19 protein-coding genes are annotated in these 20,645 nt (G+C 66.5%); 7 read left to right on the top strand and 12 right to left on the bottom strand.

What is annotated here, in order from left to right:
- Nucleotides 1-25 precede the first annotated feature (25 nt).
- Entirely contained in the window at nt 26-856 is an 831-nt protein-coding gene (locus tag ACED67_RS14940) for a fumarylacetoacetate hydrolase family protein (RefSeq protein ID WP_395542509.1), read from the top strand.
- 57 nt (nt 857-913) lie between these two features.
- Here the strand turns inward: ACED67_RS14940 and ACED67_RS14935 are convergent, their stop codons facing one another.
- Nucleotides 914-1,279, bottom strand: coding sequence for a winged helix-turn-helix transcriptional regulator (locus ACED67_RS14935; RefSeq protein WP_395542508.1), 366 nt, complete (start codon nt 1,277-1,279; stop codon nt 914-916).
- A gap of 94 nt (nt 1,280-1,373) precedes the next feature.
- Here ACED67_RS14935 and ACED67_RS14930 point away from each other — a divergent pair, with 94 nt between their 5' ends.
- Entirely contained in the window at nt 1,374-2,387 is a 1,014-nt protein-coding gene (locus tag ACED67_RS14930; RefSeq protein WP_395542507.1) for a zinc-binding alcohol dehydrogenase family protein, read from the top strand.
- 102 nt (nt 2,388-2,489) lie between these two features.
- Here ACED67_RS14930 and hslU read toward each other — a convergent pair whose 3' ends face one another.
- Nucleotides 2,490-3,794, bottom strand: coding sequence for an ATP-dependent protease ATPase subunit HslU (gene hslU, locus ACED67_RS14925; protein ID WP_395542506.1), 1,305 nt, complete (start codon nt 3,792-3,794; stop codon nt 2,490-2,492).
- 83 nt (nt 3,795-3,877) lie between these two features.
- Here hslU and ACED67_RS14920 point away from each other — a divergent pair, with 83 nt between their 5' ends.
- Nucleotides 3,878-4,378 (top strand): pyridoxamine 5'-phosphate oxidase family protein, encoded by a 501-nt coding sequence (locus ACED67_RS14920; RefSeq protein WP_395542505.1) that lies wholly within the window; start codon nt 3,878-3,880, stop codon nt 4,376-4,378.
- Nucleotides 4,379-4,398: 20 nt separating this feature from the next.
- Here ACED67_RS14920 and ACED67_RS14915 read toward each other — a convergent pair whose 3' ends face one another.
- Both ACED67_RS14915 and hslV read right to left on the bottom strand, forming a co-directional pair.
- Nucleotides 4,399-5,451, bottom strand: a complete 1,053-nt coding sequence (locus ACED67_RS14915; RefSeq protein WP_395542504.1) for a hypothetical protein — start codon at nt 5,449-5,451, stop codon at nt 4,399-4,401.
- Between the two features lie 60 nt (nt 5,452-5,511).
- Nucleotides 5,512-6,072 carry an ATP-dependent protease subunit HslV gene (hslV, locus tag ACED67_RS14910; protein WP_395542503.1) on the bottom strand — a complete coding sequence of 187 codons (561 nt, stop codon included), beginning with the start codon at nt 6,070-6,072 and terminating at the stop codon, nt 5,512-5,514.
- Between the two features lie 103 nt (nt 6,073-6,175).
- Between hslV and ACED67_RS14905 the strand changes: the two genes are divergently transcribed.
- Nucleotides 6,176-7,006, top strand: a complete 831-nt coding sequence (locus ACED67_RS14905; protein WP_395542502.1) for a hypothetical protein — start codon at nt 6,176-6,178, stop codon at nt 7,004-7,006.
- 49 nt (nt 7,007-7,055) lie between these two features.
- On the opposite strand, the gene trxA is transcribed toward ACED67_RS14905, so the two are convergent.
- From trxA to regB, 8 genes are all read right to left on the bottom strand, one after another.
- Nucleotides 7,056-7,382, bottom strand: a complete 327-nt coding sequence (gene trxA, locus ACED67_RS14900; RefSeq protein WP_395542501.1) for a thioredoxin — start codon at nt 7,380-7,382, stop codon at nt 7,056-7,058.
- A 58-nt stretch (nt 7,383-7,440) separates the two neighbouring features.
- Nucleotides 7,441-10,752, bottom strand: a complete 3,312-nt coding sequence (gene addA, locus ACED67_RS14895; RefSeq protein ID WP_395542500.1) for a double-strand break repair helicase AddA — start codon at nt 10,750-10,752, stop codon at nt 7,441-7,443.
- Nucleotides 10,749-13,661, bottom strand: coding sequence for a double-strand break repair protein AddB (gene addB / locus ACED67_RS14890; protein ID WP_395542499.1), 2,913 nt, complete (start codon nt 13,659-13,661; stop codon nt 10,749-10,751). The genes addA and addB overlap by 4 nt, the downstream gene beginning before the upstream one ends.
- Entirely contained in the window at nt 13,658-14,356 is a 699-nt protein-coding gene (locus tag ACED67_RS14885; protein ID WP_395542498.1) for a nucleotidyltransferase family protein, read from the bottom strand. The genes addB and ACED67_RS14885 overlap by 4 nt, the downstream gene beginning before the upstream one ends.
- Complete coding sequence (locus ACED67_RS14880) at nt 14,332-15,309, bottom strand: aminoglycoside phosphotransferase family protein (RefSeq protein WP_395542497.1); 978 nt, start codon at nt 15,307-15,309, stop codon at nt 14,332-14,334. The genes ACED67_RS14885 and ACED67_RS14880 overlap by 25 nt, the downstream gene beginning before the upstream one ends.
- Nucleotides 15,310-15,323: 14 nt before the next feature.
- Nucleotides 15,324-15,779, bottom strand: coding sequence for a tRNA (adenosine(37)-N6)-threonylcarbamoyltransferase complex ATPase subunit type 1 TsaE (gene tsaE / locus ACED67_RS14875; protein WP_395542496.1), 456 nt, complete (start codon nt 15,777-15,779; stop codon nt 15,324-15,326).
- A gap of 52 nt (nt 15,780-15,831) precedes the next feature.
- Nucleotides 15,832-17,403, bottom strand: a complete 1,572-nt coding sequence (locus tag ACED67_RS14870; protein ID WP_395542495.1) for a PAS-domain containing protein — start codon at nt 17,401-17,403, stop codon at nt 15,832-15,834.
- Between the two features lie 87 nt (nt 17,404-17,490).
- Entirely contained in the window at nt 17,491-18,894 is a 1,404-nt protein-coding gene (gene regB / locus ACED67_RS14865) for a sensor histidine kinase RegB (protein ID WP_395542494.1), read from the bottom strand.
- Nucleotides 18,895-18,985: 91 nt separating this feature from the next.
- Here regB and ACED67_RS14860 point away from each other — a divergent pair, with 91 nt between their 5' ends.
- The 3 genes from ACED67_RS14860 to ACED67_RS14850 all read left to right on the top strand — a co-directional run bounded on the left by ACED67_RS14860 (nt 18,986) and on the right by ACED67_RS14850 (nt 20,620).
- Complete coding sequence (locus ACED67_RS14860; RefSeq protein ID WP_395542493.1) at nt 18,986-19,624, top strand: SCO family protein; 639 nt, start codon at nt 18,986-18,988, stop codon at nt 19,622-19,624.
- Nucleotides 19,625-19,678: 54 nt separating this feature from the next.
- Nucleotides 19,679-20,233: an ActR/PrrA/RegA family redox response regulator transcription factor gene (locus ACED67_RS14855; protein WP_395542492.1), complete on the top strand. Its 555-nt coding sequence runs from the start codon at nt 19,679-19,681 to the stop codon at nt 20,231-20,233.
- Nucleotides 20,234-20,302: 69 nt separating this feature from the next.
- A complete protein-coding gene (locus ACED67_RS14850; RefSeq protein ID WP_395542689.1) occupies nt 20,303-20,620 on the top strand; it encodes an H-NS histone family protein in 318 nt (105 codons plus the stop codon).
- Nucleotides 20,621-20,645 lie beyond the last annotated feature (25 nt).

Raw genomic sequence — 20,645 nt, 5'->3', positions numbered from 1 at the left:
CAGCGACCAGCACAAGGGAACCGCAATGAAATTTCTCCGCTATGGTGAGACCGGCCAGGAAAAGCCCGGCCTTCTGCACAAGGACGGCACGATCCGTGACCTTTCCGGGGTGATCCCCGACCTGTCGGGAGAGGTCTTGACCCGCCTGTCCACCCTGCCAGATCCCGACAGCCTGCCCGTTGTCTCGGGCACGCCGCGCCTTGGCCCCTGCGTCACCGGCACTGGCAAATTCATCTGCATCGGCCTCAACTACTCTGACCACGCGGCCGAGACCGGCGCCAAGGTCCCGCCCGAGCCGATCATCTTCATGAAGGCCACTTCGGCCATCTGTGGCCCGAACGACCCGATCCTGATCCCGCGCGGCAGTGAGAAGACCGATTGGGAGGTCGAGCTGGGCGTCGTCATCGGCAAACCCGCGAAATATGTGACCGAGGCCGAGGCCCCCGCCCATATCGCCGGCTTCTGCGTGATCAACGACGTCTCGGAACGCGCCTTCCAGGCCGAACGCTCGGGGCAATGGACCAAGGGCAAAAGCTGTGACAATTTCGGTCAGACCGGCCCCTGGCTGGTGACCCCGGATGAGGTGGCCGATCCGCAGGACCTGAAGATGTGGCTCACGGTCGATGGCCAGATGATGCAGAACGGCTCGACCAAGACGATGGTCTATGGGGTCAACTTCCTGATCTCCTACCTGTCGCAATTCTTCACCCTGCATCCGGGCGACATCATCTCGACCGGCACGCCGCCCGGTGTCGGACTGGGGATGAAGCCGCCGCGCTTCCTGAAGGCGGGCGAGGTGGTCGAACTGGGGATCGACGGTCTCGGCACCCAGAAGCAGCTCTGCGTCCAGGATTAACCCCTGCTCGGGCAACGGTCGGGTCCCCCGGCCGTTGCCACGCTTTCGGCGCGGGCCTCAGGCGGCCGAGGCCGGTTTGGGCTGGAACAGAGACATATGCTCTTCGCCCCAACCTTTCAGCGCGCGCAGGATCGGCTCCAGTCCGCGGCCCATCTCGGTCAGCGAATAGTCCACCCGCGGCGGCACCTGGGCATAGACCTCGCGATGGACCAGACCATCCGACTCCAGCTCGCGCAATTGGTTGGTCAGCATCCGCTGCGTCACCCCCGGCGCGCGCCGCCGCAGATCGCCAAAGCGCAGCGTGCCCTCGTTCAGCAGATGCCACAGCACCACACATTTCCACTTGCCGTCGATCAGGCTGACCGCCGCCTCGACCGCGCAGCCCGGGCTGCAATTGAACCGCGAATGGGGCAGCTTGCCCATCATGGTATCCTTTTCGACACTACTGGCGAGTTTTGTGCGTATTGGCGTTTGACGTAGTTACCCTATCCTCTGGCCCAGAACAATGGAGAGCCAGATGAAAGCCGTCGCCTATCAATCCCCCGGTCCGATCGACCGCGCCGAAGCTCTTGTCGATATCGACCTGCCGCTGCCCGTGGCGCAGGGCCATGACCTTCTGGTGCAGGTGCAGGCCGTCTCGGTGAACCCCGTCGATACCAAGGTGCGTAAATCCGCCGCGCCGCCCGCCGGGGAATGGAAGGTTCTGGGCTATGATGCCGCTGGAACCGTGGTTGCCACCGGCCCCGAGGTGACCGGCTTCAAACCGGGCGATCAGGTCTTTTATGCCGGGTCCATCGCGCGTTCGGGCACCAATGCCGAATATCACCTGGTCGATTCCCGCATCACCGGGCCGAAACCCGCCAGCCTGTCCTTTTCGCAGGCCGCCGCCCTGCCGCTGACCGCGATCACCGCCTGGGAAATGCTGTTCGACCGGCTGAATGTCATCCGCCCGGTGCCCGGCGCGGCCCCTGCCGTGCTGATCATCGGCGGCGCGGGCGGCGTCGGGTCGATGGCGATCCAGCTTCTGCGTGCCCGCACCGATCTGACCGTGATCGCCACTGCCTCGCGCCCCGAAACGCAGGCCTGGGTGCGCGAGCTTGGCGCGCATCACGTCATCGACCACCGCCAGCCTCTCGCGCCGCAGGTCGCCGCGCTGGGCCTTGGCGCGCCGGGCCATGTCTTCTCGACCACCCAGACGCAAGACCACCTTGCCGGCATTGTCGAGCTGATCGCCCCGCAGGGTCGCTTCGGGCTGATCGACGACCCGACCGAGCTGGACATCCGCCCGTTCAAGCGCAAATCCGTGTCGGTCCATTGGGAACTCATGTTCACCCGCCCGCTCTTTGCCACGCCGGACATGGACGAACAGGGCAAGCTCTTGGCGCAGGTCGCCGCGCTCGTCGACAGCGGCAAGCTGCGCAGCACCCTGACCGAGACCTATGGCCCCATCACCGCCGCCAATCTGCGCCGGGCGCATGGCCTGATCGAGACCGGCACAGCGCGCGGCAAGATCGTGCTGGAAGGCTTCTGAGACGCCACGGGCGGCCCTTTTGCGGGGCCGCCCGTGCAAGACAAGGCGGAAGACCTTCGGAAGACGTTTGGAAGACCTTCGGAAGACGCCGAAATCAGGGGCTCAAAGCACGTAGCGCGAGATGTCGGCCGACCGCGCCAGCTTGCCGACATTGGCCTCGACAAAGCCTTCGTCCACCACCACCGCCTCGCCGCCGCGGTCCGGCGCGGTGAAGGACAGTTCCTCGAACACACGCTCCATCACCGTATACAGCCGCCGTGCCCCGATATTCTCGACGCTGCGATTCACCTCGGCCGCAATGCGGGCCAAAGCAGCGATCCCGTTCTCGGTGAAGCTGACCTTCACCTCTTCCGTGCCCATCAGCCCGGCATATTGCCGGGTTAGCGCATTGTCGGTCTCGGTCAGGATGCGGACGAAATCCTCTTCGCTAAGCGGTTGCAATTCCACGCGGATTGGCAGGCGCCCCTGCAATTCCGGCAGCAGGTCCGAGGGCTTGGCGATATGAAACGCGCCGCTGGCGATGAAGAGGATATGGTCGGTCTTCACCGGCCCGTATTTGGTGGAAACCGTGGTGCCTTCGATCAGCGGCAGCAGGTCGCGCTGCACGCCCTCGCGGCTGACATCGGCACCGCGCGCCTCGGCCCGGGCGCAGATCTTGTCGATCTCGTCCAGAAAGACGATTCCGTTTTCCTGCACCGCCGCCAGCGCCTCGGCCTTGACCGCCTCGTCATCCAGTAGTTTGTCCGCCTCCTGCCCCAGAAGCAGCTCATAGCTGTCGGCAACGGTGACGCGCTTTTTCGTATGCCGTTGAAAAGCCTTGCCGAACAGGTCCTGCAAGCCCTGCATCTGGCTTTCCATTCCGGGCATGCCGCCGCCCATCATCATTGGAAATTGCGGCCCGGCCTCGGCCACTTCGATCTCGATCATCGTGTCGTCCAGCTCGCCTGCGCGCAGCTTGCGGCGGAACATCTCGCGCGTCTGCTCGCGCGCATCCTTGCCGGCAATCGCTTCGATCACGCGTTCCTCGGCGGCGCGGCGGGCCTTTTCGCGCACCTCCTCGCGCATCCGGGCGCGGCTGTCGACGATGGCCACGTCCACCAGATCGCGGATGATGCTGTCGACATCGCGGCCGACATAGCCGACCTCAGTGAACTTGGTCGCCTCGACCTTGAGGAAGGGTGCCTTGGCCAGCCGTGCCAGGCGGCGCGAGATTTCCGTCTTGCCCACCCCGGTCGGCCCGATCATCAGGATATTCTTGGGATAAACCTCGTCACGCAGGTCATCGGCCAGGCGCTTCCGCCGCCAGCGGTTGCGCAGCGCCACCGCGACGGCACGCTTGGCCTCGCGCTGGCCGATGATGAAACGGTCCAGCTCGCTCACGATCTCGCGGGGGGTCAGGTCGGTCATTCAGGTCTCCCTTGGTCCGGCGCGCAGGAACCGGTCCGCGCGCCGCCGGTTGTTCCCCCATATCCATCCAAGGAGCGACAGTCATGTCCACCCCCGAAGAGCTGAAGGAAAAATTCTGGAAAGCGGTCAAATCCGACCGCACGATGATGCTGGGCCTCGCCCATGTCGACGAGGCGCATACCCGCCCGATGACAGCGATGCTGGATGACGACGGCGCGGGCGGCCCCGCCCATGGCCCGATCTGGTTCTTCTCCTCGATCGACACCGAGATCGTGCGCGAGGTGAAATCCGACAGCCGCGCCGTGGCGACCTTTGCCGACAAGGGCCACAACCTCTTTGCCTGCGTCCATGGCCGCCTGTCGCGCGATGACGACCGCGACGTGATCGAGCGACTGTGGAACCCCTTCATCGCAGCTTGGTACGAGGGGAAAAACGACCCTAAGCTGGCCCTTTTGCGCTTTGACGCGGAAGAGGCGCAGATCTGGCATGACGGTTCCAGCCTGCTGGCGGGCGTCAAGATGCTGCTCGGCATCGACCCCAAGCAAAGCTATCGCGACCATGTCGCCTCGGTCCGCCTGACCTGATCCTGCGGGCTGCCGCCCGCTCACCAGGGCGGCAGCCTTGCTTTGCCTGGAAAGTTCGGCAACGCCCGCATGACGGCGGCGCGCAGCTGTACCCACCAGGTGCCGATGGCGGTGATCAGCGCGCCCAGCACGATGAGAATGAAGATCCACTGTGTCCCGTCGCCCCCGCCCATCACCCAGGAAATCACCAGCGCGATATAGGCGATCGCAGCGGTCAGGAAAGACCTCCGGTCGATCACAAGTGCCAGAAGGGTAATCGCCAGCAGCGCCACGGCCAGCAGGCCGACGCCGCCCTTGCTGTTCAAAAGCGTCACCGCCACGGTGTTCACCAGCGCGGGTGCCGCCATCAGATGACACCAGAAGGCGGTTGCGGCATGGCGCCCCAGCCGGTGCGGATCGCGGGTGTCGAACCACATTCCCACCAGGAACATGCCGATGCCGAAGATCAGCGTGGCGCTGGCGAAGGCAGGGCTTTCGGTGAGGTCGAAGATCGCATTGTAGCCGCTGCCATCCATCATCAACCCGGCCAGATTGGCGGCCGAGGCGGTCATGGCATAGATCGCGCCGAGCACCATGCCCCCGGTCAGGAAGGCTGAGAAGGGCAGGCGGAAGCGGCGATACCACAGCACCATCGCGACCGCGCCCAGAGCGAAGGACAGCACCGCCACCATCCGGTCATCCAGATTGCCCTGCACCAGCAGCGTGAAGGCAAAGATCAGCACCCCCGCGCCATAGGCCGTGGCCAGAACCATCGATGGCAGCGTCATCCGCCGTTTCAGCGTGAAATATCCCGCCCACCACCAGGCGATGGCCGAGGTCATCAGCGGAACCGCGACCAGTAGGCCAAAGCCGCCGAACCAGGCGAGCATCGCGGCCACGCCCGACAGCAGGATCACCAGACCGATCGAGATGAAGATCTCGGAAAACCCCCTGAAGAACTCGAAAGGCTCATCCTCGACCGGCATCGAACTGCGCTTGCCCGCCCGCTCATCGACCAGCGCCTTGAGCCGCGCCGCCGCCGCCTCGTCCAGAATTCCAGCCGCCACCGCGGCCCGCAGATCTTCAGGCGTCATTGAAATGCGCTCCGTTCCCTATGTTCTGTCTCTAAATATCCCCGGGGATCAGCATACGCCTCATCCCTTGCGGATCTTCTCCACGGTCAAATTTCCGTTGGTATAGACGCAGATCTCGGCGGCAATCGCCATGGCCTTGCGGGCGATCGCCTCGGCGTCCAGATCGCCCTCCATCAGCCCGCGTGCCGCCGCCAGCGCGAAATTCCCGCCCGACCCGATGGCTGCGACGTCATGCTCCGGCTCCAGCACATCGCCCGCGCCGGTGATGACGAAGAGATCGGCCCCGTCGGTGACGATCAGCATGGCCTCGAGGTTGCGGAGATATTTGTCCATCCGCCAGTCTTTGGCAAGATCGACACAGGCCCGCGCCAGTTGTCCGGGGCTGGCCTCAAGCTTCTTTTCCAGCCGTTCCAGCAGGGTGAAGGCATCGGCGGTCGAACCTGCAAAGCCGCAAACCACGTCGCGCCCGCCCGGCGAGAGCCTGCGCACCTTGCGCGCCGTGCCCTTGATCACGGTCTGGCCCAGGCTCACCTGGCCATCCCCCGCGACCACGACCTCGCCGCCGCGCCGGACGCCCAGGATCGTCGTGCCGTGCCAGCCGGGGAATTTGTCTTCGGCCATGCCGGTCTCCTGCGCCTTGTGCCCTCTCCCGCCTATATGGCCGGGCCGCCCCCGAGCGACAAGTCTGTTGACCCGTACCCGCCGCGCGCGCAGGCTTTCGCCCATGCCCAATACACGCCGCGATGTCCTGATCTCGATCCTGATCCTGCTCGCCGGGCTTGGCGCGCTGGGCTGGTTCTTCCTGGCCAGCCCCGGCCTGTCCGACATCAACGGCGCGCATATGCTGGCGCTGGTGATCGGCGGCCTTGTCGCATTTTTCGGCCTGTTCCTTGTGCTGAACTTCCGCGTCGCGCATCGCCAGGTGGCGCGGCTGGCTTCGGGGCAGGGCGTCGTCGGGCGCTGGCGGATCAGCCCCGAGGCGATGGCGCAGTTCCTTGATCTGGACAAGGGCTTCCCCGACCCGAATGGCTGGACCCCCAGCCGCCGCGACCGGCGCGACGGGGCCGAGGTGATCTTCGGACAGGAATTGATGGTGCTGGGCAGCCGGTTTCAGGCCCTGCCGACCTCCGGGCTGCAATCGGTGCAGGAGGTGCGCCTGATCGGCGGGCCGGTCCTGTGCCTTGGCGTCGTGACCCGCAGCTTCATCCGCGAAGGGAGCAGTGTCACGCCGCTGGACAGGCTGTGGCGCATTCCGGTGATCGACCCCGAAGCCGCCAATGCCGTGGTCGCGTTCTTCGGCAAGGCGCTGGCGGGCGAGATCATTGTCGCGCCGCGGCGCTGGGTCTGGCGGTTCCGTGTGGGGCTTGCGCTTATCGTGATCCTGCCCGTTCTGGGCTTGATCGGCTGGCAGATGCTGAATCAGCCCGGAAGCAAAAGCGAGTCCGAAATGATCCTGCCGATTACGCTGACGATGTTGGGCATATTGGGCACCATCGGCGCTGTGATTTTCACCGGCCTTGTCTGGCTGTTCGAACGCCAGCAGCGCGGCCGCTGAATGCAAAACGGGCCCCGCAGGGCCCGTTGCATCGCGATATTGCGCAGGCTCAGATCGCCGAGGCAATCCAGTTCGCCAGCGCCGCCTTGGGGGCTGCGCCCACCTTGTTCGAGACGACTTCGCCATCCTTGAACATGAACAGCGCCGGAATTCCGCGCACGCCCAGCTGCGCCGGGCTGTCGGGGTTCTCGTCCACGTTGACTTTCACGATCTTGACCTTGCCGGCATATTCGGTGGCAAGCTCTTCCAGCGCCGGGCCGATCTGCCGGCAGGGGCCGCACCATTCGGCCCAGAAATCGACCACGACCGGAATGTCCGATTTGCGGACTTCGCTGTCAAAAGTGGCATCGGTGACGGCAACGGTAGCAGCGCCCATGGCGTCTCTCCTGAGGGAATCTGTCGGCCTTAGAACCTAGGGTTGCCCCCCGCCCGGGTCAAGGGCTGGTGGCGCGGGACAGGGCAGCCCTCACGATCTCGGCACTGACCGCCATAAGTTGCGGCCCGCGCGTCCAGAGGATCGCAGTGTCGATCCGGCGGCCGGGATAGATGCCCTCCAGCGCCAGGGCATAGGCCCCAAGCTGACGCAGATAGGCTTCGGGAATGGCGTCCGGGCCGGCGGGCAGGCTGACATTCGATTTGAAATCGACCACCGTCACCACATCCGGCGTCACGATCAGCCGGTCCGCCGCGCCGATCAGGACATCGCGGTTCCATGGCGTTGAAAGCGGCACTTCGGCCAGCGTGCCGGGCGCGAAGATCCAGGCCAGCGCCGGGTCGGACAGGATCGCCCTGGCCTCGGCCAGAACCTGCGGCCCTGCGCCCAAGGTTTCGGCCAAGGCGGGCCAGTCCTGCGGCGGGCTGTCCGGCAAATGTTCCAGCAGTAGATGCAGCAGGCTGCCGCGTTCCAGCCGATCTTCCTCGGGCGCGATTTCCGTGATCTCGACGGGCTCTGCCCGCGCCACCAGCTTGTCGCCGCCCAGGCGCGAGGGGCTGAAGACTCGCCGCGGGGTGGGTGGCGGATGCGGGGCTTGCGCAGCCCAATCAGGCGGGGCGGGTTGGGCCGATTTCGTCTCTGCGGGCGCGGTTTCGGGCTCTGGCCAGGGGCCGAATTGATAGCGTAACACGCCTGCTTGCAACGGGGCAGTCGGCAAGCCCGCCAGCGCCGCCGCGACGATGCCATGCCAGGATGTCGGGCCACACTCTCCCGCCCCGGCCACGATCAGCCAGCAGCGCGCGCGCGTCAGTGCAACATATAACAGCCGCAGGTTCTCGGCCTCGCGCGCCGCTTTGCGCGCCGCCTTTTCCGCTGCCAGCCCGGCGGGGTTTTCCTCGGCCCGGCCGTTCCAGGCCACCACGCCGCCTTGCAGCGGGATCAGCCGGTCCTGTTCCTTCAGGTCGCGATCCTGGGTTTCCGGCAGGATCACCAGCGGCGCCTCAAGCCCTTTCGAGCCATGCACCGTCATCACCCGGATCATCGCGCCTTCGCTCTCGGCCTGGCGCTTTGCTTCGACATCGCCCGCCTGCATCCAGACCAGGAACCCGGTCAGGCTGGGCACTTCGGCGCGTTCATAGGTCAGGGCCTGGCTGACCAGCTCGTCAATCGCATCCGCCGCCTCTTCACCCAGGCGGCCCAGCAGCCGCGCCCGGCCGCCATGCCGGGTCAGGATGCGGTCGAGAAGTTCGTAGGGCCGCAGAAACTCGGCCCGGTCCCGAAGATCGTGGAGGACCGCCAGCGTCGTCTCGTCCTCGGTGTCACGCAGCCTTTCCCAGAGAAACCCCTTGCGGCCCTGGGCCAAGGTGAAAAGCTGCTGCTCGCTCCAGCCGAACAGCGGAGAGCGCAGCGCGGTCGCCAGCGCCAGGTCATCTTCGGGGGTGTTGACGAAAGCCAGCAGCGCCAGCAGGTCGCGCACCGCCAGCTCCTCGGCCAGTTTCAGCCGGTCGGCCCCCGCGATGGGCAGGCCGCGCTTCTTGCAGGCCCGGATGATCTCGTGGAACAGTTCCTTGCGGCGCTGCACCAGCACCAGCACGTCGCCCGCGCGCAGGGGGCGGAAGGCCTTTTTCTGGTGGTCGAAGATCTGCTCGCCGCGTTCCAGCATCCCTGCAATCTTATGGGCGATGCGCCGCGCCAGCACCACAGGCGCGTCTTCGTCAGAGGGCAGGTCCACCGGATCGAACCAGTCTTTCGGCTCGGGCTTTTCGGCCTTGGGCACCGGCGGCCAAAGGTCCACCCGTCCCGGCATGGTCTCGTGGAAGGGCTTGTGTTCGAACAGCCCGCCCAGGGCCGCGGTCATCGGCCCCGGAAAGGCGCGGTCGACCAGCTGCAGCACGGCCTCGGACGAGCGGAAGGAATAGACCAGCGGGCGTTCCACCAGCGCCTGGTCGGCGCCTTCAAACCGCGCCTTGAAATCGCCCTTCACGGTGTCGAAGCCCGCCACATCGGCGCCCTGGAAGGAATAGATCGATTGCTTCTTGTCACCCACCACGAACAGGGACCGCGCAACCCGTCGCGCGCCTTCGCCTGCGGTGAATTCCGCCGTCAGCGCCGCGATGATCCGCCATTGCGCCGGGCTGGTATCCTGCGCCTCGTCCACCAGCACATGGTCGATCGCCCCGTCCAGCCGATAGAGCACCCAGGGCGCGATGCCCGGATCGGTCAGAAGGGCGGTTGCCCGCACGATCAGATCGTCGAAATCCAGCCAGCCCCGCGTGGCCTTGGCCGTCTCATAGCGCGCGAGATAGGCGCTGGCGAAACGGTGCAGCCGTTCCGAGGCGCGGAGCGCCGCAAGGCCCAGCCGCAGCGGCCGTGCCGCCTCGACCCGCTGCATCAAGGCTTCAAGCTGCGGCATCTGCGCGGCCAGCGCGGCGCGGATGTCCTTGGTGGGAAATGTCCCTATCTTGGCGGAAAACGGCTCTTTCGCGCCTGATCCTGTCAGAAGCACGTCTTCCAGAACCGCCAGCGACGCCAGATCGCGGCCCAGACCCGACAGCTTCTCGGCGGCTTTGGCATCGGTGGATTTTCCTGCCCGAAGCACCGGCAGGATCGCGTTCAGCAGTGCCGCCTCGCCACCCAGAAACACGCCCGCCAGCAGGGCCGTTTCATCAAAGCCCGGCGCCAGCCCGAACGTGTCGCGCAAGACGGCATCCGACGGCATCTGGGCCAGCGCTGCCCGGTTGGCGATGATCTGGTCGATCAGCCGCTCGGTCTCTTCCCCCGCATCGGGCAGTATGGCGTTCAGCAGGCCCGCCTCCGGCCCCTCGGCCATCTGGTCGAAGATCTCGGCCCGCAGCAGGGCGGCGCTGCGGTCGTCGATCTCGGTGAAGGCCGGGCTGACGCCCGCTTCCAAGGGAAAGCGCCGCAAGAGGCTGGCGCAGAAGGAATGGATGGTCTGGATACGGATGCCGCCCGGCGCCTCGATCGCGCGGGCGAACAATTGCCGCGCCCGGGCCAGCCGCTCGGGTGGCAGGGCCGCGCCTTCGCCCAGATCGGCCAGGTTGCGCAACAACACAGCCTCGGGTGCCATCGCCCATTGCCCCAGCCGCTGGAACAGCCGGTTCTGCATCTCGGCCGCCGCCGCCTTGGTATAGGTCAGGCAGAGGATGTTCTGAGGATCGACCCCACGCAGCAAAAGCCGCGCCACCCGGTCGGTCAGCACCTTGGTCTTGCCCGACCCGGCATTGGCCACCAGCCAGACATTGCTGTCGGGATTGGCCGCCGCATTCTGGTGTTCAGTCGCCAGCGAGGTCATTGCAAAGCCTCCGGCGCGGGGTCGGCGGTCATGTCCCATTCGCCATAGCGGGCCAGATCGTCGTAATCCCCGCCCGAGCGCAGGTCAAAGACGGCGCGGCGTGCGGCGTAACCCTGATCCGGGTCGCGATAGGCCAGAACAAGGGCGGTGAATTCTGCCAGAATCCGCGCGATGTCTTCTTCAGTGCGATGCCGCGTCACTTCCTTGAGGCCCGGCTTCAGCCCCAGATAGGTGGTGCGCGCTTCGGAGACCGGCCCCAGTTCGGGGAAGGCGCCCAGCGCCGCCATCACGACGGCAAGATCCAGCTGCTTGGCGAATTTGTCCTGCTGCGGCACGCTGGGCGGGGTGCCGGTCTTGTAATCGACGATCGTCACGCGGCCCTCGGCATCACGGTCGATCCGGTCGGGCTTGCCCACAAGGGTAAAGCCAAGGCCGGGGATTTCGATCTGGTACTTGCGCTCCAGCACCACGGGTGCTGCGCCCTCGGCCAGCAGTCTTTCGACAAAGGGCCGGGCGATTTCCGCCATCCGCGCCCGCCAGACGGCGCGCATGCCGGGCCAGGGCACCTCTTCCTCCAGCACACGGTCGGTGATCCGCATCAGCAGCGCGGCCGCCTGATCGGGATCTTCCGGCACGCCGGCCTTGAGAAAGGCTTCCGGCACGCGATGCAGCACCTCGCCGCGCAGCCGCGCATCGGCCAACGCGCGCAGCGGCGAGAGCGGCTGAAGGCGCAGGACATGGCGGGCATAGATCGCGTAGGGGTCGCGGATCAGCTTTTCCACCTCGGTCAAAGACAGCCGGTCCGGCCGCAGATCCAGCGGCGGGCGTGGCGCGGGGCGACCGGCTGGCGGGGCGGGCAGGGGCGCATCCAGCCCCTCAGCCTGCGTCAGCAGCTCGGCCCCCCGCGCCTTCATCGCCATCAGCGCGCCCGGCCCGCCGGTATCCGGTAGACCGGCCAGCAGATTGGTCAGCCGGTTCAGCCAGCGCGAGGCGACTGTCTCGGCTTCGGCATCCCGCAGGGCGCGGCTCAACACCACTTGCGGCGCTGCGGCGGCGATCTGGAAGTCATGCGCCGAAAGGCCGATGCGGCGTTCGGGCAGCAAAAGCCCGGCCTCGGCACGCATCTGCCGGTTCAGCCAGGGGTCGGGCGCGGGCTTGCCGGGCCAGACGCCCTCGTTCAACCCGGCAAGGATGACCAGATCGGCGCCCTGGATCCGCGCCTCTTGCGGGCCAAGGATCTGCAGCCGCAGATCCTGCCCCACAGCCTCGCGCACCTGGCGGCGGGAAATCACCGCCTCGGCCAAAGCGGCGTAATCCTGCGGCGTCAGGGCAAAGCCTTCCGGCGCCTCGGCCTCCAATTCTGCCATTGCCGCGATCGCCTCGGCCCCGGCTGCCTTGTCCCACAGCCCGCCGCTGCCACCGGCCTCGCCGCCCGCCAGCGCCTCGGCCAGCGCCCGGTGGCGGCGGGCCAGAAGCGCCAGGGGCGCGGTGCCGGTTTCAGACAGGCCGTCCAGCACAGCCGCCAGTGCCGTGGCCCAGGGCTTCTCTTCCTCCTTCTTCGGCCATGCCGAGAGGAAAGCGCCATCCGGGAAGGCCGGACCATGACGGCGCAGATGCAGTTCCAGATCGCGCGACAGGCGCAGATGGTTGCCACGGTCCCCGCCCGTGAAGGCCAGCGGATGTTTCAGAAGCGCCAGCACCTCATCCACCGCCAGCCGCCGCCCCATGCCGCGCGCGATCATCCGCAGCAAACGCCCCGGCGGGGCGTGAAGCAGTGGCACCCCGGCGGAATCGTCGGGCGCGATGCGCCAGCGGTCCAGCGCCGCCGTGACCCGCCGTGTCAACTCGCGGTCGGGTGTCAGCAAGGCAGCGCTTTGGCCATCTTTCAGCGCCTGTCGCAGCCGAAGCGCGATGGCCAGCGCCTCTTGCCGGGGCCCGGGCGCCTCGATCAGGGTCAGGTTTGCCGTCGCACCGGCCAGGTCGCCCAGCCCCGGCCCATCGGCGATCCATTGGTCGGTGACGGGCGCGGGGCGCAGCGCCAGCGAGATGAGGCGGTTGCGCGCGGGATCGGCAGCGGGCATCCCGTCCCAGTCCAGAATGTTCGCTCGGTCGATCTGCAAACTGTCCATCAGCCGCCGATAGCGGAACTGCGGATGGTCCTCATGGCCCATCGGGTCTTCCATTCCGTCCCAGACCGCGTCGGGCTGTTCCAGATCGAAGCCCGGCAGCAGCAGCGCCCCCTGCGGCAGGCGCACCACCGCCCGCATCAGCAGCGCCGTGGTGCCGCGCGATCCGGTCGAACCCGCGACGATCACCGGCCCCTGCGGAGGGGTCGCCTGCCAGCGTGCGATCAGGCGCTCGGTCGCGGCGCGCAGTCGCGCTTCGGCATCGGGCTCGGCGCCGGGGCCGAAGAAGCCCATGACCAGCCCGACGAAACGCTGGGTCCGCGCCCAGTGTCCGGCATGGGCCGAGACATCCAGCCCGATCACCCGGTCCGGTGCCACTGATTCGGCGCGCATCTCATCCATCAGCCCGGCCAGGCTGTCGGCGAGGTCGAACAGGGCCGAGCGCGGTGCAAGCCCTGGCTCCGCCTGCAAGAGCCGGTCGACCAGCACCGCAAGCTCCAGCCGCCGGGCCAAGGGCGTGACCGCCGCCCCGCCGCCCAGAAGAAGGTCGGCCCCCAGTTCCGTCACCAGCCGCAGGCGGGGCAGGATCGTCGCGCCCCCGGCGGTCAGGGCTTCCAGAACCCGGCGGCGCATCCTTTGCGTGTTCAGGAAGACGGTCACCCCCGCCATCGCCTCGGGCGGCTGCCCCGCCATGCGCGCGCGCAGACCCTTTGCCAATCGGGCCGGGAAATCGGCGCCGGGGGGCAGGGCAAAGACGCGGGGGCCAGGTTCGGGAAAGATCATCGCGCCGGTCCCAGCATCGCTTCGGCTTCGGCCAGGCCTTCCGGGCTGCCGACATCGCACCAATCGCCCGGATAGGGCAGGGCATAGGCGCGGTCGGCTGCGATCATCCGGTTCCAGAGCAGGTTCAACGAGAATACATGTTCGGAAATATGGGACATGCCGTCGGTTTTCAGGATCTGGGCGCCCAGATAAAGCACGCCCTCGGTCCCTTCGGCGCGGCGGATGCGCCCCTGGGGATCGACGAGGAAATCGGCCTTGCCCCCGCGCCCGCGCACCTGTGTGGCGGGTTTCACCAGAAGCAGGGCATCCATCCGCTCCGGATTCCAGACCTGGGCCAGCAGGCGCAGCGGATTCGGCCCCGACCATACGGCATCCGGGTTCAGCGTCATCACCGGGCCTTGGCCCAGCAGCGGCAGGGCCTTTCGCAACCCGCCGCCGGTTTCCAGAATCTCGTCCGGCTCATCGCTGATGGCCACGCCCCGTCCGGCCAGATGCGCCTTGATCTGCTGGCCCAGATAGTGGGTGTTCACCACCACCGGCGCGGCCCCGGCCTCTTCTGCCAGCGCCAGCGCCCGGTCCAGGAGCGTGACCCCGTTCACCGCGATCAGCGGCTTCGGCCGGGTCGCGGTCAGCGCACCCATCCGCGTGCCGAAACCGGCGGCGAAAAGCATCAACGGAAAGGGATCGTGCCGCATCGCGCCCTTAGTCCCTCGATCATGGCCGGGTCCGGCGCGGGCAGAAGCCTGTCGCAGACCGCGCGCAGCCGCGCCAGCGCCGGATGGGCCAGATTGCCCTGCAATTGCCGCCAGACCCTTGGCAAATGGATCAGATAGCCCGGCTTGCCATCGCGCAGGCAGAGCCGGGCGAAGATGCCCAGAATGCGCAGCGCCCTCAGGGCGCCAAGAACGGCATAACCGGGGGCGAGATCGGCGCGTGACACGCCCAGCCCCTGCGCGAAGACCGCCAGAGCCGCCTCTTCCGATGCAGGCTGCACGTCGCGCCGGGCATCCTGCAACAAAGAGACAAGGTCATAGGCCGGCTGGCCCAGCTGCGCCTGCTGGAAATCCAGCAAGCCGACCCGGGCATGGCCTTTGCGTCGGGGCAACCACAACAGGTTCCCGGCATGGAAATCGCGCAGAAGCAGAATGCGCTGCCCGTCAGCCAAGGCGCACAGCGCGTCCCGAAGCGTCTGCGCCAGATCGCCGCCGTCGATCCCGGCGTAGAATTCCGTCACCAACAGTGCCTGATCGGCCCAATCCGCCGCCGAAAACTCGGGCAAGTCCGGCGGTGGGGCGGCCTGTTGCAGGTGCAAAAGCACCTCGGCCGCGGCCTCGCACAGCGGGATCTCAAGCGCCGGATCACGCGCGATAACGCTGGTGTAAAGATCGTCGCCCAGATCCTCAAGCAGCACAAAGCCCGCCGCCGGATCGGCAGCCAGAACCTGCGGCGGCGACAGGCCCAGGGCGGCAAGATGCGCCGCGATCTTCAGGAAATCCCGCGTCTCTGCCTCGGCTCCTGCGGCATCCATCAGGACCGCGCTGTCGGAGCCTTGCCAAAGCCGCTCATAGCTGCGGGCCGAGGCGTCGCCCGCCAGATGCGCGGCGCGGGCCCCCGCCCAGCCCGCGGCCCGCAGGAAGGCGGCCCGCATGTCGGGGCGATCCGTCATTGCAGGCCAAGGCAGGCAAGGAGACCCGCTGTCGCGCCCGAAATCTCCAGCCGCCGCCCCTCGCCTTCGGGTGACAGGCGCAGCGTCACCGCGCCTTGCGGGGCGGCGCCAAGGCGATCGGGCCATTCGACCAGCACGATCTCGCGGCCCATGGCGGCATCAAGCCCCAGTTCATCCACCTCGGACAGATGGGTCAGCCGATATAGATCGGCATGCCAGATTTCGCATTCCGGCCCGTCATAGGTCTGGACAAGCGTGAAGCTGGGCGAAGGCACCTCGGTCGAGGCCCCGCAGATCGCCCGAATCGCGGCCCGCGCCAGATGAGTCTTGCCCGCGCCAAGCGGCCCTTCCAGCAGGATTACCATCCCTGGACGCAGGCATTTCCCCAGCCGCGCGCCAAAGGCGCTGGCAGCGGATTCATCGGGCAAGATCAAAGCGGTTTCGGCCTGCATGGCTGCGAGTCTAGCGCCGCCCCGGCCAAGCGCAAGCCGCCCTCCCTCCGGCTCAGGCGATCATCACCGCCATGCCGCTGTCCTGACCCTGGCCCTGCGCGCCGCGCGCCAGCACCAGCCGGAACGACACCAGCGTCGCGCCATGCGGCATGGGCGAGACACGGCAATGCAGCGGTCGCCCGTCCTTGAGCCGCAGGTCGCCCTCCCAGGCCTCGCGCGGGCCGAAGGTACCGATATACTCGGCCAGGTCGTTCCACAGCAGCGTGGGCGCCGCCAATTCGCGCCATAGGGTCAGAACCGAGCTTTCGCCCGTCACCGGCACCATGGCCTGATCCATGCCCGTCCACAATTCGGCGGCGGCGCGGTTCGACATGGCGACACTGCCATCCTGGGTGAAGACGACGACCGCATCCTCCATCGCGTCGATCACCGCCTGGCCCAGTTCCAGATCGGCGCGATAGCGACGGGTGCGCATCATTTCGGTCGAGATGTCCTCGAACATGAAGGCCAGCGCGCCGTTCGGATGAGGGCGGCCGATGACGCGGTAGGTCTGTCCCGATGGCAGTGTCCAGGTATCCTCGAACAGACCCGAGGCTGCGGCTTCTTCCAGCTCGACGATCTGCTTGCGCCAGCTTCGGTAGTCCTTCGGCTCGGGGATCATCGCCTTTTCGCGCATCGCGTCCAGCAGCATGGGCAGGGTCGGGCGCGCGATCAGGAATTCGGCGGGCATCCCTGTCAGGTCGATCAGCGCCGGATTGAACAATTGCAGCACGCGCTGGGCGTCGAAAATCGCCAGACCGATCGGCAGATGGGCGAAGGTCTTGGTCAGGGTCTGCATGAAGTCGCGCAGGCTGGCCTCGGCCTGCACCAGCCGGTCCGCGGGCTGGGCGTAATGCAGTGTCTCGCCCTGGCTCGGCATGGAAGTCAGCTCGAACCAATGCACCGCGCCCTCAACCCGCAGCACCCGCCGCCCGGTTGCGGCGGCCATGCCTTCGGCGGCGGGGAAAATCGCCGGCAGCGGCCAGGACAGCTCTCGCTCCGGTTCGATCAGCGCGGCGGCGGTTTTCAGATAGGCCGCATTCGCCCAGACCACTTCGCCCTCGGCGCTTTCCCGCCAGATCAACAGCGGCGCGTGAGTCAGCGTCTCGCGCAGACCGCGCGTCTCGTCGCGCATCGCCGTTTCGGCGGCGCCATCGAATTGCGGAAGCTGCGCCTCGCCGTCGCTGTCGACCAAAGTCAGCCGCGTCAGCCCGCCCAGATGCTCCGCCCGGAGCACCAGCGGCGGTTTCACATCCTCACGCGAGCAAAGGACGAACCGCCCCTCGCGCTGCAACCCCTCGATCCGCGCCGCGAGGCCGGGAAAAAGCGGCTCCAGCTTGGACAGCGCTTTGATCCAGGCGGCGCCCGGTCCCTCGATGCCGCCTGCCAGCATCGCCCTGCCCGACGGCGTGGCATCGACCAGCGTCTCGCCATCGAACAGCAGCACTGTCGCGGGGGTCGCCTCGGCAAAGATCGTCCTGCGCGGACTGCCCGGGCGTCCGGGAATCAGCGACAGCGCCAGAAGCGAGGCAAGGGCGACCAACCCCGCCGTGACAACAAGCCCAGCCGCCAGAGACCAGCCCATCTTCGCTCTCCCGCTTCGCCAGAGGCCAGAGTAGGAAGACCTCAGTTAACAAATAGTTAAACTGAGTGGGCTGGGTCCTGGCTTCGGTCAGGCCTCGAAGGGCTGGTTCTGCGCCCCGGTCGCCCCTTCCGGCGCGATCAGCCGTTGCAGGGGCCAGACCACCTCGACCACCGCACCGCACCGTTCGGGGCGTTCCTCGGGCGTCAGGAACGGATCGGCGGCATTGGCGAAACTGAGCTGCGCCCCGGCGCGTTCCAGAAGCGTCTTTGCGATGAACAGACCCAGCCCCATACCTTCATATTCCGGGCGGCGCGTCAGATCCTGTTCCGACCGGCGCGAGCGCACGAAAGGGTCGCCGATGCGGCCAATGACATGGGGCGGATAGCCCTCGCCGTCATCGACGATGCGCAGGATGATGGCGCTGTCGGTCCATTCGCCATCGATCCAGACCGTGCTGCGGGCGAAATCGACGGCGTTTTGCACCAGATTGCGCAAGCCGTGGATCACCTCGGGGCTGCGCCGGATGATCGGTTCGCGCTCGGTGCCGCCCGGTCCGGGGCCAAGATCGAACAGCACCTCCTTGCCGCGCTGCATATGCGGCTCGGCCGCTTCGCGCAGCACCGTGCCCAGCGGCGCCTGGCGCAATTGCAGGTCGTCCTTCCCGGCCCGCCCCATGCCGCGCAGGATATCGCGGCAGCGGTCGGCCTGATCGCGGATCAGCTTGGCATCGTCATGCAGATCCGGCTTGTCTTCCAGCTCCGCCATCAGCTCGGTCGAGACCAGCTTGATCGTCGCCAGGGGCGTGCCCAGCTCATGCGCCGCCGCGGCCACCACCCCGCCCAGATCGGTCAGCTTCTGCTCGCGCGCCAGCGCCATCTGCGTGGCCAGCAGCGCATCCGCCATGGCGCGCATTTCTGTGGCGATCCGGCGGGAATAGAGACCGATGAAGGCGATCCCGACCACGATCGCCAGCCAGAAACCGAATTCGAACAGCGGCGGCACGGTCAGTTCGGTGCCGTCTGCCAGCCGGATCGGAATGTTGAAGACGGTAAAGGCGCTGACCAGCGCGATGGCGGTGGTTGAGATCACCAGGGTCGCGCGCAGGCTCAGCGCCAGGGCCGAGATGGTGACCGGCGCCAGAAGCAGCAGCGCGAAGGGATTTGTCAGCCCCCCGGTGGCGAAGATCAGAAAAGAAAGCTGCGCAAGGTCGAAGAGCAGCGTCAGCAACGCCTCGAATTCGGTCAGCCGGCGGTTTTCCGGGAAGACGAAGACCGAGACGAGATTGGCGATGATCGACACGCCGACGGCAAGGTAGCAAAGGCCGATCGGCAGCTGCAAGTGCAGCCAGCGCTCGCCCACGGTGATCGCGGCCAATTGGCCGAAGACCGCCATCCAGCGCAGGAAGATGAGCGTGCGCAGCCGCATCCACTTGCCGCCCGCCTCGGCCGCCCAGAAAACCTGGCCCGGCGCCTGACTGCCGTCTTGTCGCATTGTCCCCCACGTCAGATTCATGCTTTCGGCATTGTTACGGGCCGCGATCCGGGCGATCAAGGCAACCGGGCAAGACGGCAGGAGGCAAGCCATGTTGAAATTCTACGCATCGGCGGCGGCTGCGGTCGTGGCGCTGGGTCTCGCGGCCACGGGCGGCTATGTCGCTTGGAAATCCACGCAGGCGCCAGCCGATATCTTCGCGCAATGCCGCCAGGGCCAGACCGGCGGTGCCGATATCGGCGGGCCTTTCACTCTGGTCGACAAGGACGGCAAGACCGTCACCGACAAGGATATGCTGACGAAGCCGACGCTGGTCTATTTCGGCTATACCTTCTGCCCCGATGTCTGCCCGATGGACATGTCGCGCAATGCGGAAGCCGCGGATATTCTTGAAGAGCAGGGTCAGGACGTCAATCTGCTCTTCATCACCATCGACCCGGATCGCGACACGCCGAAAGTCGTCGGTGACTTTGCCGCCAATATCCACCCGCGCGCCACTGGTCTTTCGGGCAGCCCGGACCAGATCGCCGCGGCGGCCAAGGCCTATCGGGTCTACTTCAAGAAGCAGGAGGGCGAAGATCCCAACTATTATCTGATGGATCATTCCGCCTTCACCTATCTCATGCTGCCCGGCCACGGCTTTGCCGATTTCTACAAGCATGATGCCACCGCCGATGACGTGGCGCGCGGCGCGGGCTGCTTCCTCGATGCTGCAGCGGGGGCAAATTGACCATATCCTGGATTGATCTTAGGTTTGCCCGACCGATAGGACAGGAGCGCGCCAATGGCCGATGACGTGACGCCCGATCTTGGCCCCGACCGCAGCCTTCTGCTGGTCGATGACGACGAGCCCTTCGTCAAACGCTTGGCCAAGGCGATGGAGAAGCGCGGATTCGAGCCTGAGACCGCGGAAAGCGTTGCAGCGGGCAAGCTGATCGCCCAAAGCCGCCCCCCGGCCTATGCCGTGGTCGACCTGCGGCTTGAAGATGGCAACGGGCTGGATGTGGTGGAAACCCTGCGGGACCGGCGGCCCGATTGCCGGATCGTGGTGCTGACGGGATATGGCGCCATTGCCACCGCCGTTGCGGCGGTAAAGGTGGGTGCGATCGATTACCTGTCCAAACCCGCCGATGCCAACGACGTGATGAATGCGCTTCTTGCACGGGGCGATGGTATGCCCGCGCCACCCGAAAACCCGATGTCGGCCGATCGGGTGCGCTGGGAACACATCCAGCGCGTCTATGAGATGTGCGACCGCAATGTTTCCGAAACAGCGCGCCGCTTGAACATGCATCGCCGTACGCTTCAGCGTATTCTGGCCAAGCGCAGTCCGAAATAGAAACTTCCAGATTGCGGTTTAAGCGGCACCTCTCTATCCAAAATGAAGGGGAAGCTGAAAGGAACCGCGATGAACATTGATCTAAGCAGCTTGTCGCTTAAAGAGTTGAAGGACCTCCACGGGCAGGTCGGAAAAGCCATTTCCGGCTATGAGGACCGCAAAAAGAAGGAAGCCTTGGCTGCGCTTGAGGAAAAGGCCCGCGATCTGGGCTTTTCGCTTTCGGAACTGACCGGGCTGGCTCCGGTTGGGCGCAAACGTTCGGCCTCGGCAGCCAAGTATCGCAATCCCGCCAATGCCGACGATACCTGGACCGGTCGGGGTCGCAAACCGCGCTGGTATGCCGATGCACTGAAAGCCGGCAAATCGCCGGAAGATATGATGATCTGATCTGGCCGCAGGCGGCGGACTGGGG

It is taken from the genome of Neotabrizicola paludis, assembly GCF_044142105.1.
Lineage (GTDB): Bacteria > Pseudomonadota > Alphaproteobacteria > Rhodobacterales > Rhodobacteraceae > Pseudogemmobacter.
Note: the sequence above shows the minus strand (reverse complement) of the source record. Positions and strands in the feature narration are given on the sequence as shown.

Excerpts from the sequence above, each read along its gene's own strand:
- ACED67_RS14940 (WP_395542509.1), top strand. The coding sequence starts at position 26 with ATGAAATTTCTCCGCTATGGTGAGACCGGCCAGGAAAAGCCCGGCCTT.
- ACED67_RS14935 (WP_395542508.1), bottom strand. The coding sequence starts at position 1,279 with ATGGGCAAGCTGCCCCATTCGCGGTTCAATTGCAGCCCGGGCTGCGCG.
- ACED67_RS14930 (WP_395542507.1), top strand. The coding sequence starts at position 1,374 with ATGAAAGCCGTCGCCTATCAATCCCCCGGTCCGATCGACCGCGCCGAA.
- hslU (WP_395542506.1), bottom strand. The coding sequence starts at position 3,794 with ATGACCGACCTGACCCCCCGCGAGATCGTGAGCGAGCTGGACCGTTTC.
- ACED67_RS14920 (WP_395542505.1), top strand. The coding sequence starts at position 3,878 with ATGTCCACCCCCGAAGAGCTGAAGGAAAAATTCTGGAAAGCGGTCAAA.
- ACED67_RS14915 (WP_395542504.1), bottom strand. The coding sequence starts at position 5,451 with ATGACGCCTGAAGATCTGCGGGCCGCGGTGGCGGCTGGAATTCTGGAC.
- hslV (WP_395542503.1), bottom strand. The coding sequence starts at position 6,072 with ATGGCCGAAGACAAATTCCCCGGCTGGCACGGCACGACGATCCTGGGC.
- ACED67_RS14905 (WP_395542502.1), top strand. The coding sequence starts at position 6,176 with ATGCCCAATACACGCCGCGATGTCCTGATCTCGATCCTGATCCTGCTC.
- trxA (WP_395542501.1), bottom strand. The coding sequence starts at position 7,382 with ATGGGCGCTGCTACCGTTGCCGTCACCGATGCCACTTTTGACAGCGAA.
- addA (WP_395542500.1), bottom strand. The coding sequence starts at position 10,752 with ATGACCTCGCTGGCGACTGAACACCAGAATGCGGCGGCCAATCCCGAC.
- addB (WP_395542499.1), bottom strand. The coding sequence starts at position 13,661 with ATGATCTTTCCCGAACCTGGCCCCCGCGTCTTTGCCCTGCCCCCCGGC.
- ACED67_RS14885 (WP_395542498.1), bottom strand. The coding sequence starts at position 14,356 with ATGCGGCACGATCCCTTTCCGTTGATGCTTTTCGCCGCCGGTTTCGGC.
- ACED67_RS14880 (WP_395542497.1), bottom strand. The coding sequence starts at position 15,309 with ATGCGGGCCGCCTTCCTGCGGGCCGCGGGCTGGGCGGGGGCCCGCGCC.
- tsaE (WP_395542496.1), bottom strand. The coding sequence starts at position 15,779 with ATGCAGGCCGAAACCGCTTTGATCTTGCCCGATGAATCCGCTGCCAGC.
- ACED67_RS14870 (WP_395542495.1), bottom strand. The coding sequence starts at position 17,403 with ATGGGCTGGTCTCTGGCGGCTGGGCTTGTTGTCACGGCGGGGTTGGTC.
- regB (WP_395542494.1), bottom strand. The coding sequence starts at position 18,894 with ATGCGACAAGACGGCAGTCAGGCGCCGGGCCAGGTTTTCTGGGCGGCC.
- ACED67_RS14860 (WP_395542493.1), top strand. The coding sequence starts at position 18,986 with ATGTTGAAATTCTACGCATCGGCGGCGGCTGCGGTCGTGGCGCTGGGT.
- ACED67_RS14855 (WP_395542492.1), top strand. The coding sequence starts at position 19,679 with ATGGCCGATGACGTGACGCCCGATCTTGGCCCCGACCGCAGCCTTCTG.
- ACED67_RS14850 (WP_395542689.1), top strand. The coding sequence starts at position 20,303 with ATGAACATTGATCTAAGCAGCTTGTCGCTTAAAGAGTTGAAGGACCTC.